10 protein-coding genes and 1 pseudogene are annotated in these 17,248 nt (G+C 68.6%); 7 read left to right on the top strand and 4 right to left on the bottom strand.

Annotated features, from left to right (window positions below; translation table 11 throughout):
* Positions 1-10: 10 nt before the first annotated feature.
* Positions 11-1,000, bottom strand: coding sequence for a LysR substrate-binding domain-containing protein (locus FB600_RS10155; protein WP_164467667.1), 990 nt, complete (start codon positions 998-1,000; stop codon positions 11-13).
* A gap of 140 nt (positions 1,001-1,140) precedes the next feature.
* Here FB600_RS10155 and FB600_RS10160 point away from each other — a divergent pair, with 140 nt between their 5' ends.
* Positions 1,141-2,355, top strand: a complete 1,215-nt coding sequence (locus tag FB600_RS10160; protein WP_145756710.1) for an MFS transporter — start codon at positions 1,141-1,143, stop codon at positions 2,353-2,355.
* Between the two features lie 42 nt (positions 2,356-2,397).
* A complete protein-coding gene (locus FB600_RS10165) occupies positions 2,398-3,159 on the top strand; it encodes an SDR family oxidoreductase (protein WP_096751041.1) in 762 nt (253 codons plus the stop codon).
* Positions 3,160-3,258: 99 nt separating this feature from the next.
* Here the strand turns inward: FB600_RS10165 and FB600_RS10170 are convergent, their stop codons facing one another.
* Positions 3,259-3,732 (bottom strand): MaoC family dehydratase, encoded by a 474-nt coding sequence (locus FB600_RS10170; RefSeq protein WP_145756712.1) that lies wholly within the window; start codon positions 3,730-3,732, stop codon positions 3,259-3,261.
* Between the two features lie 10 nt (positions 3,733-3,742).
* On the bottom strand, positions 3,743-4,501 hold the full coding sequence (locus tag FB600_RS10175) for an SDR family NAD(P)-dependent oxidoreductase (RefSeq protein ID WP_145756714.1): 759 nt from the start codon (positions 4,499-4,501) through the stop codon (positions 3,743-3,745).
* A 280-nt stretch (positions 4,502-4,781) separates the two neighbouring features.
* Between FB600_RS10175 and FB600_RS10180 the strand changes: the two genes are divergently transcribed.
* From FB600_RS10180 to FB600_RS10190, 3 genes and pseudogenes are all read left to right on the top strand, one after another.
* Complete coding sequence (locus FB600_RS10180; protein ID WP_098182865.1) at positions 4,782-5,072, top strand: acyl carrier protein; 291 nt, start codon at positions 4,782-4,784, stop codon at positions 5,070-5,072.
* A 99-nt stretch (positions 5,073-5,171) separates the two neighbouring features.
* Positions 5,172-6,209 (top strand): beta-ketoacyl-ACP synthase III, encoded by a 1,038-nt coding sequence (locus FB600_RS10185; protein WP_098182866.1) that lies wholly within the window; start codon positions 5,172-5,174, stop codon positions 6,207-6,209.
* Between the two features lie 86 nt (positions 6,210-6,295).
* A pseudogene (locus FB600_RS10190) lies at positions 6,296-9,802 on the top strand (indolepyruvate ferredoxin oxidoreductase family protein).
* 124 nt (positions 9,803-9,926) lie between these two features.
* Here FB600_RS10190 and FB600_RS10195 read toward each other — a convergent pair.
* The gene (locus FB600_RS10195) at positions 9,927-11,675 is read right to left on the bottom strand and encodes a hypothetical protein (protein WP_145756715.1); all 1,749 of its coding nucleotides are present in this window, start codon (positions 11,673-11,675) and stop codon (positions 9,927-9,929) included.
* Positions 11,676-11,897: 222 nt separating this feature from the next.
* On the opposite strand from FB600_RS10195, the gene ccrA reads away from it, so the two are divergent.
* A complete protein-coding gene (gene ccrA / locus FB600_RS10200) occupies positions 11,898-13,184 on the top strand; it encodes a crotonyl-CoA carboxylase/reductase (protein ID WP_098182869.1) in 1,287 nt (428 codons plus the stop codon).
* A 133-nt stretch (positions 13,185-13,317) separates the two neighbouring features.
* Entirely contained in the window at positions 13,318-17,199 is a 3,882-nt protein-coding gene (locus tag FB600_RS10205; RefSeq protein ID WP_145756717.1) for a type I polyketide synthase, read from the top strand.
* Positions 17,200-17,248: the final 49 nt, after the last annotated feature.

Raw genomic sequence — 17,248 nt, forward strand, 5'->3', positions numbered from 1 at the left:
GCCCGACGGCTCAGGCGCGCCGTGGCGATTTCCGTTTGCCCGCCGCCCGGGCGGCGGATTCGACACGCGGCGGCTCGCCCGAATGCTGGGCCGCTGCCGCCACGATCCAGCTCCTGAACGCCTTGACGGCGGCGTCCCCGATGCGATCGGCATTCACCACCAGGGTGTAGTCGGGGGCCCGCCACACGGGCTCCGGGATCGGGCAGACCAGGCGCCCGGTCGCCATCTCGCGCTCGATCAGCGGCAGCGAGGCCAGGGTCACGCCGAGTCCTTCGGTGGCCGCGCCCAGTTGCAGGAACACGTGATCGAAGTGCTGGTGGCGCATGCCCTGCAGCCCCGGCGCGCCGGCTTCCCTCATCCAGTCCGACCAGGCCGTGCGCGTGCTGGAGGAGTGCAGCAGCGTGTGCTGGCGCAGGTCGGCGACGCCGCGGATCGGCTGGCTTTGCAGCAGCGCCGGGCTGCAGGCGGGCAGGCGCAGGTCGGGCATCAGGCTCGACGAGGTGAGGCCGGCGGCGTGCTCGGGCCCCGAGCGAACGCCGACGTCGAAGGCGTCGCCCACATAGCGCAGGCGGCGCGAGGTGGTGGACAGCCGCACTTCGATATCCGGGTAGCGGGCCTGGAAGTCGCTCAGGCGCGGGATCAGCCAGCACAGCGCGAAGCTCGCCAGCGCGTTGACGCGCACCAGGCCGGTGATGCGGCGCGTGATGGATTCATGGCGCAGCCGCGTGACCGAGCTGCTCAGCCGCGCGAAGGCGCCGTTGACGTCACCGAGCAGCGCCGCGCCCTCGTCGGTCGGCACCACGCCGCGCGGGCGGCGCTCGAACAGCGGCACGCCGAACCAGTCCTCCAGCAGGCGGATCTGCTTGCCGACCGCCCAATGCGTGACGTGCAGTTCGGTGGCCGCCGCCGCGAAACTGCCCAGTCGCGCGACCGCCTCGAAGTGCCGCAAGGCATTCAGCGGCGGCAGGTGGTCGGCGTCCTTCTCGCGGTGCTCGTTCATGTCCATGCGTGACTTTTTCTCCCGGCTGGCGCAATTTTACGTCAGTTGTGGCGCCCGCCGGGCGAACCTAGACTCAAGGCATTCCGAAACCGAACCTCGAGCAGCCGCCAGGGACTGCCTTGGCGCGATCCAGCCTATCCATGAGACTTTCTTCCTTTTCCTCCCCAAACGCGGCCGTATCCGGCGGCCCCGAGCAAGCCGGCCCCGTCTCGTGCAAGCGGGTACTTTGGCTCTCCTGCACGGCGCATGCGCTGCACGACGGCTACACCGACATGATCTACGCCCTGCTGCCGGTCTGGCAGGCGGATTTCGGCCTCAACTACGGCGCGCTGGCGATCCTGCGCGGCATCTATGCCGGCACCATGGCAACCCTGCAGTTGCCGGCGGGGCGCATCGCCGCCATGCTCGGCACGCGCGCCACGCTGGTGCTCGGCACCTTGCTGGCCGCGCTCGGTTATGCCTTTGCCGGCATGTCGGGCAGCCTGCTGGGCCTGTGCGTGGCGCTGGCCATCTCCGGCAGCGGCTCGAGCACCCAGCATCCGCTGGCCTCGGGCGCCGTCTCGCGCGTGTATGGGCGCCAGGCACGCGGGCCGCTCAGCATCTACAACTTCTCGGGCGACCTGGGGAAATCCGCGCTGCCGGCGGCCATCTCGCTGCTGATCACCTTCATGCCGTGGCGCCATGCCTTGTGGGCGATGTCGGCGCTCGGCATGGTGGTGGCGCTGGTGATCGCGCTGTGGCTGCCGAACGTGCCGCGTAACGCGGCTCCCGCCGACGAGGCGTCGAGCCGTCATGCGGAGGGCTCCGGCTCCGGCTTCTCGCTGCTGTTCACGATCGGCATGCTCGACACGGCGGTGCGCATGGGCCTGCTGACCTTCCTGCCGTTCCTGATGAAGGCCAAGGGCATCTCGACGCCGATGATGGGCACCGCGCTCGCGCTGGTGTTCATCGGCGGCGCCGCCGGCAAGTTCGTGTGCGGCTGGCTCGGCGAGCGCATGGGCGTGATCGGCACGGTGCTGTCCACCGAAGGCGGCACGGCGCTGCTGATCCTGGCGGTGATCTACCTGCCGCTGGCGCCCGCCATGATCCTGCTGCCGCTGCTCGGGGCGATGCTCAACGGCACCTCGTCGGTGCTGTATGGCACGGTGCCCGAGCTGACCACGGTCGAGCGCACCGAGCGGGCCTTCGCGATCTTCTATACCGGCATCATCGCGGCGGGCGCGCTGGCGCCGGTCGGCTACGGCTTGCTGGGCGACCGGATCGGCGTGGTCGGCGCGACCATCGCCACGGCCGCCACCGCGCTGGCCATCTTCCCGCTGGCCTTGGCGCTGCGGCCGCATCTGCGCGTGGCTTGATACCGCCACGCACGATTTCATTCTCTTCCGGAGTTTCACCACATGAATACGGATTCGCGGATCCCGTTGATCCTGATAACGGGCGGCAGCCGCGGCGTGGGCGCGGCCACCGCGCGGCTCGCCGCCGCGCAAGGCTACGACGTGGCGATCAGCTTCGTCTCCGACGAGGCGGCCGCGCGGGCGGTGGCGGCCGATGTCGAGGCAGCCGGGCGCCGGGCCCTGGCGGTCCGCGCCGACAGCGCCGATCCCGTGCAGGTCGCCGGTCTATTCGAGGCGATCGACCAAGCGTTCGGCCGCCTCGACGTGCTGGTGAACAATGCCGCGATCATCGCGCGGCAGTCGCGGCTGGAGGATCTCGGCTTCGAGCGGATGCAGCGGATCTTCGCGGTCAACGCGATCGGGCCGATGCTGTGCGCGCAGCAGGCGGTCAAGCGGATGTCGACCCGGCACGGCGGCCGCGGCGGCGCGGTGGTCAACGTGTCGTCGGCTTCGGCGCGGCTTGGCAGTCCGAATGAATACGTGGACTATGCCGCGTCGAAGGGCGCGCTGGAGACGTTCACCACCGGGTTCGCCAAGGAAGTGGCGCGGGAGGGCATTCGCGTGAACTGTGTGCGCCCGGGGCATATCTACACCGACATGCATGCCAGCGGCGGCGAGCCGGGGCGCGTGGACCGCGTCAAGGATTCGATCCCGATGGGGCGGGGCGGGCAGCCCGAGGAGGTGGCGAGGGCGATTCTGTGGCTGGCCGGCGCGGAGGCCTCGTTCGTCACGGGGACGTTTCTCGATGCCACGGGAGGAAAGTAGGCGAGGGCAAGGTTCCATCAGCGAGCGGGGAGCGCCACCAACCGCCGATGTTTCCCGCGCGCGCCTGCTTGTCGCCTCGCGCGTAACAGGTCTCGCCGCTCAGTCCGCGGATGACGGTACGCGTCGTGCCGATGCGGCCGCTCGCTCGAGCTGCGAGGTCGGCATCACGATCGCCTCGCCATCCACCACCACGCGTCCATTCACCTCGCAGACGGTCGACAGCACCACCCGCTGTTTGTCCGGAATCAATGCGCTGATCGTGACGATCGCATTGACCGTCTCGCCCAGCATCACCGGCCGCTGGAATGCCAGGTTCTGCGACAGGTAGATCGTGCCCGGCCCGGGCATGCGCGAGGCGAGCGCGGCCGAGATCACCGAGGCCGACAGCATGCCATGCGCGATACGGCCGCCAAAGCGCGTGCCGCGCGCGTATCCCTCGTCGAGATGGACAGGGTTGTGATCTCCCGTCGCGGAGGCGAACAGGAAGATGTCACGTTCCGTCAAGGTCTTCACGAAACGTTCGCTCATGCCGACCATCAGGTCTTCCAGGTCGTAGCCGCCGGCCTCGTTCATGTTCGTCTCCTCAGGCCGCGCCCATGCCGCCGTCGATCGACAGCGTGGTGCCGGTGATGAAGGTCGAGGCATCGCCGGCGAGGAACACCACCGCTTCCGCCATTTCCTCCAGCGTGCCCATCCTGCCGAGCGGGTGCAGTGCATCGAGCCGGGCGACCTGCTCCGGATCGTCGAGCAGGTCGTGGATCAGGTCGGTCGCCACGAAGGCGGGACAGACCGCATTGACACGCAGTTTCTCCTTCGCGTATTCGAGCGCCGCCGCCTTGGTCAGGCCGATCACGCCATGTTTCGAGGCGTGGTAGGCGCAGGCTCCGAAGGTCGAGCCCTTCAGGCCATATGCCGAGGACATGTTGATGATGGAGCCGCCGCCTGCCTTCAGGATCTCGGGAATCTCGTACTTCATCGACAGGAACACGCCTTTGAGATTGATGTCGATCACGGCGTCCCAGGCCTGTTCGTCGGTCTCGGCGGTCGGCTTGCCGAAGCTGGTGATACCGGCATTGTTGAAGGCGATGTCGAGCTTGCCGAACGCGGCCACGGTACGCGATACGGCGGCCTCGCAATCCTCGGCTCGCGCTACGTCTGTCCTGACGAAGATGGCCTCGCCGCCCAGCTCGCAAATTTCCCTGACCACCTTTTCGCCTTGCTCCTGCCGGCGCGCCGCGATGGCCACTTTCGCGCCTTCCCTGGCGAACAGCAGCGCGCTCGCGCGGCCGATGCCCGAGGACGCGCCCGTAACGAGCGCCACTTTGTTGAGAAGCCTCTGCATGAATCGTTCCTCGACGTGATGTTGGGTTGTCAGTTGGTGTGGATGCCGCAGAGTAGACGCGTATCGAATGGAAATCCTTGAACAAATGTCACCGACCCGAAAGCCGCGCGGGAGCGCTTGATACAAGGGTTTTTCGTGCGTCGAGCGCAGCCTCGGCAGAGTGACAATCGTTCACTTTCAAGGCGAGTCCTTGAACCTATGATGTCCCGCAGCAATCGGAGAAACCCTCGGGCGCGTGCCGCCGCAAGCGCCTGCTCTTCAACCGTATCGGGGATGTGTGATGACGACTCAAACTGCCGCGCCGGATTCGAATGCCGTTCAACAAGCGGATCGTGCCTCGGTCACGACCGACGACATCCTGGGCATGATCAACACCTGGATGCGCGAGCGCAAACTCGCCCAGCCGTCCGACCTGAACACCACCTTCTCGGAAGCGGGCTTCGATTCGCTCGACTCCGTCGAACTGTCCTTCTTCCTGCAGGATCAGTTCGGCGTCGAGATCGACGAAACCGTGCTCTACAACTATCCCACCTTCGCGGCCCTGGTCGATTACGTGAAGGCACGCCTCTGAGCGGCGCCGGGACCGAAGGCGCCGCCTGGCGAGGCCCCTCTCGTTGCCGGGCAAGACAACCGGCCGCTTGAACTCAATGTATCGCGGGATCGAATCGACATGACCGTAAGCTCTCATTCCGAAACGGCCGGCGCCGCGCCTGGCCGAGCCCCCATCGCGCGTGCGCCGTTCCGCTCCCGCGTGGTCGGTTACGGCTCCGCCTTGCCGCAGCGGCGCGTGACGAACCATGAACTGGCCGAGACGGTGGACACCTCGGACGAGTGGATCGTCCAGCGCTCCGGCATCCGCGAGAGACGGATCGCCGCCGTGGGCGAGACCACCGCGGACCTTTCGATCGCCGCGGCAAGGCACGCGCTGGAACGTGCCGGCATGACCGGCGCCGATCTCGACCTGCTGATCGTCGCGACGGTCTCGCCGGACCAGACCATTCCCTCCACCGCGGTTCGCGTGCAGGCCGCGCTGGAGATGAACCAGGGCGTCGCCTTCGACGTGAAGGCCGCCTGCTCGGGTTTCGTCTACGGCCTGTCGATCGCCGACAGCATGATGAAGTGCGGGCAGGCCAGGACGGCCATGGTGATCGGCGCGGAAACGCTGTCGCGGCTGGTCGACTGGACCGACCGCGCCAGCTGCGTGCTGTTCGGCGACGGCGCCGGCGCGATGATCCTGCGCGCCGAACCCGACGACGGCAGCGCCGAGCAGCCTGGCCTGCTGTCCACGCACCTGCATTCCGACGGGCGGCACCAGGACAAGATCCGCACCGACGGCGGGGTATCCTCGACCGGGACGATCGGCCAGATCCGTCTGGAAGGGCGCGAGGTGTTCCTGCATGCCGTCATCAACCTGAGCGCCGCGGCCGACGAGGCGCTGGCCGCGAATGGCCTGTCGCGCGAGGACATCGACTGGCTGATCCCGCACCAGGCCAACCGGCGCATCGTCGAGACGGTGGGGCAGCAGTTGCATATCCCGGCCGGGAAGGTGGTGCTGACAGTCGATCGGCATGCCAATACCTCGGCGGCCTCGATCCCGCTGGCCTTCGACGAAGCCGCCTCGGACGGGCGCATCAAGCCGGGCGACCTGGTGATGCTGGCCGCGATGGGCGGCGGCTTCACCTGGGGCTCGGCCCTGCTGCGCTGGTAGCGAGAGCGCCCCGTTCGAGGCGTCGTTCCCCGCAATCGGCCGCGATAGCCGGCCTCATTCCGACGCCGACCGGCAAGGAACCGATCATGACGCTACGCAATGTCTCGCTCGGCGACAAATACGAGCTGGGCGAGAACCGCATTTTCATCTCGGGCGCGCAGGCCGTGGTGCGCTTGCTGCTGATGCAGCACGAGCGCGACCGGCAAGCCGGCCTGAACACCGCCGGTTTCGTGTCCGGCTACCGCGGCTCGCCGCTGGGCGGCCTGGATCACCAGCTCTGGAAGGCCAGCAAGGTCTTGTCGGCCGCCGATATCGTGTTCCAGCCCGGTCTCAACGAGGAACTCGCCGCCACCGCGGTATGGGGCTCGCAGCAGGCCGAGATGCTGGGCGAGGGCAGGTACGACGGCGTGTTCTCGCTCTGGTACGGCAAGGGGCCGGGCGTGGATCGCGCCGGCGACATCTTCCGCCACGCCAATCTCGCCGGCTCGTCCCGACATGGCGGCGCGCTGGCCCTGATGGGCGACGACCACCTGGCCGAATCCTCGAGCGCGGCGCATGCCAGCGAATACGCCTTCGCCGACGCCATGGTGCCGATCCTCAATCCGGCCGGCGTGCAGGAGATCATCGACTACGGCCTGTATGGCTACGCCTTGTCCCGTTATGCCGGCACCTGGGCCGCGCTCAAGTGCGTGAAGGACAATATCGAGTCGACCGCCTCGGTGGACCTGTCCACCCGTCGTATCGAGATCGTCGTGCCCGAGCTGGAACTGCCCCCGGAAGGCCTGAATATCCGCCGCGAGGTGGACGCGCTCGGCCAGGAGCAGCGCATGCTGGTCCACAAGCGCCGGGCCGTCGCGGCCTTCGTGCAGGCTAACCGCCTGAACCGCATCGTGTTCACGGGTGGCCCTCGCGCCCGGCTGGGCGTCGTCACCACCGGCAAGAGCCACCTGGACACGTTGCAGGCGCTGCGCGACCTGGGCATCGACGAGGCGCGCGCGAACGCGCTCGGCCTGCGTCTGTTCAAGATCGCCTGCCCCTGGCCGCTCGACTACGAGCACGTGGCCGAGTTCGTGCAGGGCCTCGATTGCGTGGTCGTGGTCGAGGAGAAGCGAGCGCTGGTCGAGGCCCAGTTGCGCGAGCAACTCTATGGCACACCGCATCGCCCGGCGATCGTCGGCAAGCGCGACGAGGCGGGAAATCCGCTGCTGCCGGCGACGGGCGCGCTCGATTCGAACCTGATCGGCATCGCGCTCGGCGAGCGCATCCTCGCGCGGCTCGGTCCGTCGGAGGAAGTCGCCGCGCGACTCGCGCGCCTGCGCGAGGTACAGGCGGCCCAGCGCGAGGCCCGCAGCCTCGCCTCGCGCGTGCCGCATTTCTGCCCCGGCTGCCCGCACAACAGCTCGACGCGCCTTCCCGAAGGTTCAATCGCCGGCGGCGGCATCGGCTGCCACTTCATGGCGATGTGGATGGATCGCGGCACCATCGGCTTCACGGCGATGGGCGTGGAGGGGGCGCAGTGGGTCGGGCAGGCGCCGTTCTCGCGGCGCGAGCATTTTTTCCAGAACCTCGGCGACGGCACCTACAACCATTCGGGATCGCTGGCGCTGCGCTTCGCGCTCACGGCCGAGGTCAACGTCACCTACAAGATCCTGTTCAACGATGCCGTGGCGATGACCGGCGGCCAGCCCGTCGAGGGCCAGCTCACCGTCGACGCGATCGCGCGGCAGGTGCATGCCGAAGGCGTGAAGCGCATCGCCGTGGTGAGCGACGAGCCGGAAAAATACCAGGGCGCCATGCAGTTCCCCAAGGGCACCACGGTCCACCATCGATCGGGTCTCGACGCCCTGCAGCGCGAGTTGCGCGAGGTGCCGGGCGTGTCGGTGCTGATCTACGACCAGACCTGCGCGGCGGAAAAGCGGCGCCGCCGCAAGCGCGGCAAGCTCCCCGATCCCGACCGGCGCGTGCTGATCAACGAACTGGTGTGCGAGGGTTGCGGCGATTGCGGCGTCGCCTCCAATTGCGTGGCGATCCAGCCGCTGGAAACCGAGTTCGGCCGCAAGCGCCGCATCGACCAATCGAGCTGCAACAAGGATTTCTCCTGCCTCGACGGGTTCTGTCCCGCGATGGTGACGGTGCACGGCGCCAAGCCCAGGAAGCGCCAGGCGCGGCTCGCCGCGATCGACCCCTTGCAGGGCGTGCCGGCACCGCGCGCGTACCCGCTGGAGCGGGGCTGGTCGGCGATCGTCGACGGCGTGGGCGGGACCGGCGTGATCACGATCGGCGCCGTGCTCGGCATGGCCGCGCATCTGGAGGGCAAGGGCGTGGGCATCATCGACATGGCGGGCCTCGCGCAGAAGGGCGGCGCGGTGCATTCGCACCTGCGTATCGCGGCGACGCCGGCCGAGGTCGACTGCATCCACGTGGCCGCCGGCAATGCCGATTTCGTGTTCGGCGGTGATCTCGTCGTGACCGGATCGAGCAAGGTGCTGACCACGGTTCGCCACGGACATACGCGCTGCCTGGTGAACACCGCCGAGACCATGCCCGGCGATTTCACGCGTTCGGCCGATTTCAGCCTGCCCACCGAAGCGCTGAAGCAGGCCATCCGCGACGCCGCGGGCCCGGAGCAGGTCAGCTTCTTCGATGCCGCGGCCGCCTCGACGGCGCTGTTCGGCTAATCGATCGGCGCCAACGTCTTCATGCTCGGCATGGCTTGCCAACTGGGCAGCCTGCCGGTGTCGCCCGAGGCGATCGAGCGGGCGATCGAACTGAACGGCGAAGCCGCCGCGATGAATCTCGCCGCGTTCCGCTGGGGGCGGCGCGCGGCCCACGAACCCGCCTTGGTACTCGAGGTGATGTCCAGTCTCGCGGCCACCCGCCGCGACCAGGCTGCCGCCACGATTCACGAGATCGTCGAGCGGCGGGCGGCATTCCTGGCCGACTACCAGGACCAGGCCTATGCGCTGCGCTATCGCGGATGGATCGAACGCGTGCAGATGGCCGAAGCGCTGGCGACGCCCGGCAGCTCGGTCGTCACCGAGGCGGTGGCGCGCGGCCTGTTCAAGCTGATGGCGGTCAAGGACGAATACGAGGTCGCGCGACTGCATACGGACGCGCATTTCCGCAGGCAGATCGAGGCGGAGTTCGAAAGCATCGAGCGGATCGAATTTCATCTCGCTCCACCGTTGTTCGCCCGTCGTGACGCGCAGGGGCGGCCGAGGAAGTCCGCTTACGGCCCATGGATCCGCAAGCCGTTCGCCTTGCTGGCCGGTCTCAGGCGGGTGCGCGGCACCTGGCTGGACGTGTTCGGTCATACCGCCGAGCGCCGCATGGAGCGCGCCTTGCTGGCGCGCTATGTCGACGACCTGGAGCAGATCGTGCATCTGATCGTCGAGGGCCGCGTGGAGCTGGCGAGGGAGCTGGCCGCGATCCCGGAGTCGATCCGCGGCTTCGGTCACGTGAAGGCGGCCAGCGTGTCCGCGGCGGCCGAAAAGCGGGCGAGGCTGATGGCGCGTATCGCCGAACCCGACGCGCCGGTCGCCGCGAAGGCCGGGCCGAAGCGGGTGATTCCCGTGGCCGTGGCGCAAGCATGAAGCGCGTCTTCCGGCGTCGTTCGGGGACGGTGATGTCCACCTCGCCTCGTGCGGCGCGCCCGGTTGGCGCGTCGCCACCGATGCCGCGCTTCCGTTTCGGGAGCGCGGCATCGCGGGAGATGGTTCAGCCCGCCGAGCGCAGATCCCCGACGTAGGCGCGGACATAATCGTCCTGCGCCATCGGTGCCCGGATCACCTCGGTCGAGAGCCGGAATGCATCCAGCAGGCGATCGAGCTCGCGTTGCACGATCTCGAAGGCGCTGGCCAGCGCGCGATCGCGGGCTGGGTAGGACAGCGCGGCACCGAAATGCTCGACGGCGTAGATCGTCGCGAGCGCCATCGCGGCCTCGGCATCCTCGTTCTGGGGCAAGGCCTGCAGGAAGCCTTCCAGCGCGATCCGGCAGCCATGCGTTCTTGCCAGGTCGAGCAGGGCGGGAAGGCGGGGATTCCAGGCGGCGAAGGCGGACTCGGCGTCGATCGCCTCGATCGCGAGGTCGTGCGTCGCCCGATCGTGCTGGCGACGTTCCTCGAGCCGGGCCAACCGGCAGAGCGCCGCGACATCGTCGAGCAGATCGGGTGGGACGAGATCGGCCGGCAGGCTCGACGGCGAGGAGGCGAGCTCGCGGCCGATCTCGAGCAGGCTCAGCTGGCTGTCGCCGCCGGCCGACGAATAGGCGTCCGTCAGGTCTTCGTAGCTGCCGAAGCGATTGGCGCCGAGGCAACCGTGCGCGCCGCTGGCGCGGCGGCAGTTGCGGACCACGTCGGCGGCCCCGGCCACGGTCACGGCCTTGGTCAGGGCGCCGATCCGGTTGATGGCGGCCCAGGGCACGGCGGCCATTCCCGCCGACATGGTGTCGTGATGGCCGCCTTCCATCAGACGACGCGCGAAATGACTGATCACGAAGGCCTCGGCCAGGGCGCCGAACAGCAGGCTCTGCTGATTGCGGAATGCCAGCACCACGCGATCGCCGCCCAGGCGCGCCCGGCTCCTGCGCTGCCGCGCGTATCGCAGGTTGGTCCAGATGCAGGCGCGTGCCGCGGCGCAGACACCCGCCGCGGTGGCCGCGTTCGCGTTGACGCCGATCCCCAGCGAGCGCACCAGGCGCTGATCGATGTCGAGCGGATCGTGGAATCGCCCGTCGGCGTCGATATCCGCGCTGTCCTGCAGCCAATGCGTGCGCGGCACGCGTACCCGGTTGAACGACACCAGGCTGTAGTCCAGGCCCATCGACGAATCACCGGGAAGCGCCTTGACGCGGATGCCGTCGAATACGCGCGTGCGGTCGCGAATCGGCACCGCGAACGGAAACAAGCCGTAGCCTTGGCCGCCGCACCAGAGCCGGGCGAATACCACGCCGGTCTTTGCGACGCCGTCCAGCGCCACGTTCGCCATCATCTTGCAGGCACCGTCCTCGGGCGTGACGAGCACGAAGCTGTCGGTGGCCGGATCGTATTCGGCGCGGGTCGCTACCGACAGATGGCTGCAGGCCATGCCCACCTCGGTGATCAGGATCGAGGCGACCGAATCGAGCCGGTCGACCTGCGCGATGATCCTGTCCAGTGCGGCGGAGGGCTTGCCCAGGGTCTTGAGCGTGAACAGGCAGACGCCGTAGTGCGCCTGCGCGACATTGAACAGCGGCGGGCTGACGGTGGCCGCGAAGGCCAGCGTGTCGATCAGGCGTCGGCGATCGGCCAGCAAGGCCGCGCCGCCGCCCGAGTATTGGTTGAGCAGGCGCAGTTGTTCGTAGATGCGTGCCTGCATCGCATGACGATCGGGCTCGTCGCGATCGGGGGCGAAGGCGGGATGGTTCAGCAGGTTCGCGAGTTCGCGCGAATGCTCGGTGTCCTGATCGAATATCAGTGGATGTGGCATGGCAGGATTTCCATTGGAGGTCGACGCCCGGACGATGGCGATCGTCGCCGATACTTGCATATCGCCGGCGCGCCGAATCTGAACTTTTGTGACGCCCGGAAGCCTTGTGCGGCAAGGCTCGGCAGGTGACAAAAGTTCACTTTGCGCGTCCATGCCGGCGTTCTATTCTGGCCGCACTTCGCACGCAGCGGTTCGCGAAAGAGACCTGATCGGAGCGCACAAATGGTTGACCTGGTTCTGGAAGACGCGCTGCAAATCGCGCATGAAACGCCCGAGATTTTCGATGTCGACGCCGATATTCCCCTCGGCGTGGTGCCCTTGAAGATGCATGCCTGGACGATCCGCCGGGAGCGGCACGGCGAACCGCTGACGGCCTTCGTGCGCGAGATCGTCGAGGTGCCCGAGCTGGGCGACGACGACGCGCTGGTGCTGGTCAAGGCCGCGGGCGTCAACTACAACGGCGTGTGGGCCGCGGTGGGCCAGCCGGTCTCCGTGCTCGACGTGCACAAGCAGGATTTCCATATCGCGGGTTCCGACGCGTCGGGCATCGTCTGGGCGGTCGGCAGGAACGTGCGGCGCTGGAAGGTCGGCGACGAAGTGGTCGCGCATTGTTCCCAGGTGGACGGCGACGACGAGGAATGCAACGGCGGCGACCCGATGCTGTCGCCTACCCAGAAGATCTGGGGCTACGAGACCTCCTACGGCTCCTTCGCCCAGTTCACGCGCGTGCAGGCCACCCAGCTGCTGCCGCGTCCCCGGCACTTGAGCTGGGCCGCCAGCGCCTGCTACACGCTCACGCTGGCCACCGCCTACCGCATGCTGTTCGGCCATCAGCCGCACGTGCTCGGCCCGGGCCAGTCGGTGCTGATCTGGGGCGGGGCGGGCGGCCTGGGCACCATGGCGATCCAGCTTGCCTCGCTGGTCGGCGCGAAGCCGATCGCGGTGGTCTCCGACGATTCGAAGGAGCAGTACGTTCGAAACCTCGGCGCGACCGGCGTGATCAATCGCGCGAAGTTCGACTGCTGGGGCACGCCGCCCGCCCTGGAATCGCCCGACTACGGGCGCTACATGGACAGCGTGCGCGCCTTCGGCAAGGCGATCTGGCAGGCCAGCGGCGAGAAGCGCGACGTGGACATGGTGTTCGAGCATCCGGGGCGCAACACCTTTCCGGTGTCGTGCTTCGTGGTCAAGCGCGGCGGCATGGTGGTGTTCTGCGCGGCCACCACGGGCTACGAGCTCAACTGCGATGCGCGTTACGTGTGGATGCGGCAGAAGCGGATCCAGGGCAGCCATTTCGCGAACCTGAAGCAGGCCGAGCAAGCCAACCGCCTGGTGGTGAGCGGGCGGATCGATCCCTGCCTGTCCGAGGTGTTCGCCTGGAACGAGCTGCCCCAGGCGCACCAGAAGATGCGCCGCAACGAACACGCGCCCGGCAACATGGCCGTGCTGGTCAATGCGCGCGAGGCCGAGGACGGCGTGGCGATTCCCGATCCGGCACGCCGCCCCTGAGTCGATCGCCTTGGCGGCGGCCGTGGCCGCCGCCGTTTCATTCCGCGCCGTGCAGCGAGCGCCATTTCCATCGAACGCGCAGCGACCCGACAGGATTCCTGCGCATTCCTTCACTGCCAGATGCGGGGAACCTATGCAAGGGACCAAGCGGCCGGAATCGCGCATCGCGATCACCGGCACTGCCTATCGTTTTCCAGGCGATGCCAGCAACCACGAATCCTATTGGGATTTGCTGGAATCCGGGCGAGCGGCGACGCGCGAGACGCCCAAGGCGCGCTTCGACATCGAACCGTTCTTCAACGAGGACGCCAGCGTGCCGGGCACCACCTACGCGCGCCATGGCGGCTACGTGGACGGCGCGTTCGAGTTCGACCCGGGATTCTTCCGGATCTCGGAATCGGAAGCGCTCGCGATGGACCCGCAGCAGCGCTGGCTGCTCGAGCTGTGCTGGCAGGCGCTGGAGAACGCCGGCATCGCGCCGGGCAAGGTGCGCGGGCAGCGCATCGGCGTGTTCCTCGGCAGCGGCGAGGTCGACTATGGCCGCCGCACCATGTGGGCCGGCGACATGAGCAAGCTGACGGCCTACGCCAGGCTCGGCGCGAGCCGGGCCACGCTGGCCGGGCGCATCGCCTATTTCCTCGGTGTGCACGGCCCCGCCGTGTTCGTCGATACCGCCTGTTCCTCGTCCCTGACTGCCGTCCATCTCGCCGCGCAGAGCCTGCGTGCCGACGATTGCGATATCGCCATCGCCGGCGGCATCAACCTGATCCTCTCGCCGGAAGAGACGATTGCCGGCGCGCGTTTGCAGGCCATGGCGCATGGCGAGATCTGCAGGCCTTTCGACGCTCGCGCCGACGGCTACCTGCGTGGCGAGGGCGGCGGCGTGGTGGTGCTCAAGCGCATCGAGGACGCCAGCCACGACGGCGACCGGATCGACGCCGTGCTGGCCGGCTCGGCCATCAACAACGACGGCGCCAGCAACGGCATGACCGCGCCCAACGGCGTCGCGCAGGAGAGCGCGATCCGCGTCGCGCTGCAGCGCGCCGGCGTCGGGCCCGAGTCGATCGCATACGTGGAGGCGCACGGCACCGGCACGCAATTGGGCGATCCGATCGAGCTGACCGCCTTGCGCAACGTCTACACGAGCAAGGTCGAGCGACGCCATCCGCTGCTGGTCGGTTCGGTCAAGGCGCAGATTGGCCACCTCGAGGCCGGGGCGGGCATCGCCGGCCTGGTCAAGGCGATCCTGGTCCTGCGTCGGGGGCGCGTGCCGAGGCAGGCGAATTTCGAGGTGCCGACCTCGCGCTTTCGCTGGGACGGCAGCGGGATCGGCGTGCCGCGCGCCAGCGAGGACCTGCCGGGCGAGGACGCCATGGTGGGCGTCAACAGCTTCGGGATCAGCGGCACGAACGTGCATCTGGTGCTGGCCAAGGCACCCGCGGGCGAGGCGCGTGCCGAGGATACCGAGTACCTGCCGCGGGTCCTGCCGCTATCGGCCAAGACACGCGAGGCCGTCGCTCGTCTTGCGCGAGCCTATCGGCATGCGCTTGAGGACGAGGGCTTGTCCCTGCACGAACTCTGCTACACGGCGAGCACGCGGCGCGATCACTGGTCTCACCGCGCAGTCGTGGTGGGCGAGACGCGCGAGCAGTTGAGCCAGGCGCTGGACGATTTCCTGGCCGAGAATCCGGAAGGCGAGTGGCATGCGGGGAGCGTCACCAAAACGCGCCGGCTGGTGTTCCTGTTTCCCGGCCAGGGGGCATGGAAGCCGGGCGTGGGCGCCGAGCTTCACGAGCGGAACGCGCTGTTTCGCGGCTTCGTCGATGAGTGCCTCGGGTATCTCGATGCGGCGCTGGCCGCCGACGTGCTGGCCGCGATCCGCGGCGAGCAGCCGGAGACGGTCCGGCATCGGGCGGGCCAGCTTGCCCATTTCGTGATGCTTCATTCGCTCGCGAGGACCTGGATCGCGCTGGGCAATCCGCCCGATGCGGTGGTCGGCCATTCTCTCGGCGAGCACGTCGCGGCGACGCTGGCCGGTGTGATGTCGCTGGAGGACGGCCTGAAGGCGGTCGAGGCACGCGGCCGCCTGTTCGATACCGCCACGCCGCCCGGCGCGATGCTCGCGGTGGCGGCCAGCGTGGCCGAGCTGCGGGAGCGATTCGAATTCGGCGAGGTGTTGTTCGTGGCCGGCATCAACGGGCCGGAGCAGACCGTGGTGAGCGGCACGGCGGATGCGGTCGAGAAGGTGCACGCCGCGATGCTCGCGATGGGCCGGCGCGCGTCGGTGCTGAGCACCTACGACACGCCGGGGCATTCGCCCCTGCTGGCGCCGATGCGCCCCGGATTCGACGAGGTGCTGTCGACGCTGCGCTTTTCGGCGCCGCGCATCGAACTGGTCTCGACGCTGACCGGCCGGCGCGCCGGCGACGATATCGCGAGCAGCCGGCACTGGCTGGACCTGGTGGAGCAGCCGGTGCTGTTCGCCGATGCACTGCAGCAGTTCGCCGACCAGGATTGCGTGTTCCTGGAGGTCGGGCCCGGGGCCGCGCTGTCGAACCTGGCGCGCGCCGCGACGCAGAAGTGGGATCAGGCCGTGTCGTCGCTGGCGGACGCGCCCGGCGATGACGCCACGGAAGCCGAAGGTTTCGCGCATGCCTGCGCGCGCCTGTATTGCCTCGGTTTCCTGCGCAACTGGGCCGCGTTCTATCCGCGGCCGCCGCAACCGGCCGAAGTGCCGACCTATCCGTTCGAGCGCGTGCATCTGGAGTTGCCCGGGATCGCCTATGCCGCGGCGAGCGCGGTCGAGGCGCCGGCGCTCCCTCGTGAATTGGCGAAGGCGGGGCAAGACAGCGCCCGGCCCGCGCATGACGGCGCTCCTGTCGATCAGGCGCGCTTGCTCGACACGATTCGGCGGATCGTCCAGTCCGTGGCCAGCGGTGCCGTGGTGCTCGAGGACGAGGCGCCGCTGGTCGCCTGCGGCCTGGATTCGCTGGCGCTGACCGAACTGCGTTCGCGCCTGCAGCAGACCTTCGGGCGTGCCTTGCCGGTGGCCTTGCTGGCGCGCGGCGTGTCGATCGCGAAGCTCGCCGGATTCTTCGGCGGTGCATCGGCCGCCACGCCGCCGGCCGTGGCGAGGCTCGCGTCGGGCCGATCCGGCGAACAGCCGCTGGCTGCCGGGGACGCGGACCCGGCGCCCGTCGACGAATCGCTGATCGTGCTGCGCCAGGGTCGGGGCGAACTCGTCGCCCTGGTCCATCCGGTCGGCGGCGACGTGCTGTGCTACCAGGAGCTCGCCGAGGCCTGGCCAGGGGAGCCGACCGTGGTCGGCCTGCGGCATCCCGATGTCGACCGGGCGGCCCTGGCGGTGCATCGGCCGCTCGCCGAGCTGGCCAACTGGTATCGCGTGCTGCTCGAACGCAGCTTCGGCCGCTTGCCCGACCGGCTCGGCGGCTGGTCCTTCGGTGGTCTCGTCAGCCTCGAAATGGCGGCGCAATGGGAGGCGGCGGGGCAGGCGATGGCGCCCCTGATGCTGATCGACAGCCCATTTCCCAGCGGCGACTTCGCCTCGCGGCTCAAGGCGATCGTCGGCCCTGTCGCCGGGCAGCCCACCCTGGACGGGATCGACGCCTTGTCCCGGGACGCCCGCTTCATCGCGCTGCTCGATCGCGACCTGGGCCTCGCGCAGATGCGCGACCGCCTCGACGCCGCCGAATTCGCGCGCATCTCCCGGCTCTATGCCTCGAGCGTGGTGTCGATCGTGTCTCGATCATTCACGCAGCTGCGCACGCCGATTCACTATGCCCTGGCTGCCCGGGGCAGCAATGCCGGCTGTCGCGAGGATGCCTTGCCGCATCTGCGCGTCCTGAGCACGGGCCCGATCGAAGTGGCGGTATTCGACGACGACCACAACTCGATCGTCACGGGGGATGCCGCACGCCGGCTGGCGGCGCTGTTCAACCAGCACGCTGGTGTCGATGCCGAGGTCGAGGTGCCGGCCGAGACGAATGGCCGTTGAGGCGACGCCGGGCGGCTTGCATGGAATGTCATCGGTCCGGACGAATGCC

Source organism: Burkholderia sp. SJZ089, from assembly GCF_007828315.1.
Lineage (GTDB): Bacteria > Pseudomonadota > Gammaproteobacteria > Burkholderiales > Burkholderiaceae > Burkholderia > Burkholderia gladioli.

What these genes read in the sequence shown, in the direction of transcription:
- FB600_RS10155 (WP_164467667.1), bottom strand. Translation starts at nt 1,000, where the DNA reads ATGAACGAGCACCGCGAGAAGGACGCCGACCACCTGCCGCCGCTGAAT.
- FB600_RS10160 (WP_145756710.1), top strand. Translation starts at nt 1,141, where the DNA reads ATGAGACTTTCTTCCTTTTCCTCCCCAAACGCGGCCGTATCCGGCGGC.
- FB600_RS10180 (WP_098182865.1), top strand. Translation starts at nt 4,782, where the DNA reads ATGACGACTCAAACTGCCGCGCCGGATTCGAATGCCGTTCAACAAGCG.
- FB600_RS10185 (WP_098182866.1), top strand. Translation starts at nt 5,172, where the DNA reads ATGACCGTAAGCTCTCATTCCGAAACGGCCGGCGCCGCGCCTGGCCGA.
- ccrA (WP_098182869.1), top strand. Translation starts at nt 11,898, where the DNA reads ATGGTTGACCTGGTTCTGGAAGACGCGCTGCAAATCGCGCATGAAACG.
- FB600_RS10175 (WP_145756714.1), bottom strand. Translation starts at nt 4,501, where the DNA reads ATGCAGAGGCTTCTCAACAAAGTGGCGCTCGTTACGGGCGCGTCCTCG.
- FB600_RS10170 (WP_145756712.1), bottom strand. Translation starts at nt 3,732, where the DNA reads ATGAACGAGGCCGGCGGCTACGACCTGGAAGACCTGATGGTCGGCATG.
- FB600_RS10165 (WP_096751041.1), top strand. Translation starts at nt 2,398, where the DNA reads ATGAATACGGATTCGCGGATCCCGTTGATCCTGATAACGGGCGGCAGC.
- FB600_RS10195 (WP_145756715.1), bottom strand. Translation starts at nt 11,675, where the DNA reads ATGCCACATCCACTGATATTCGATCAGGACACCGAGCATTCGCGCGAA.
- FB600_RS10205 (WP_145756717.1), top strand. Translation starts at nt 13,318, where the DNA reads ATGCAAGGGACCAAGCGGCCGGAATCGCGCATCGCGATCACCGGCACT.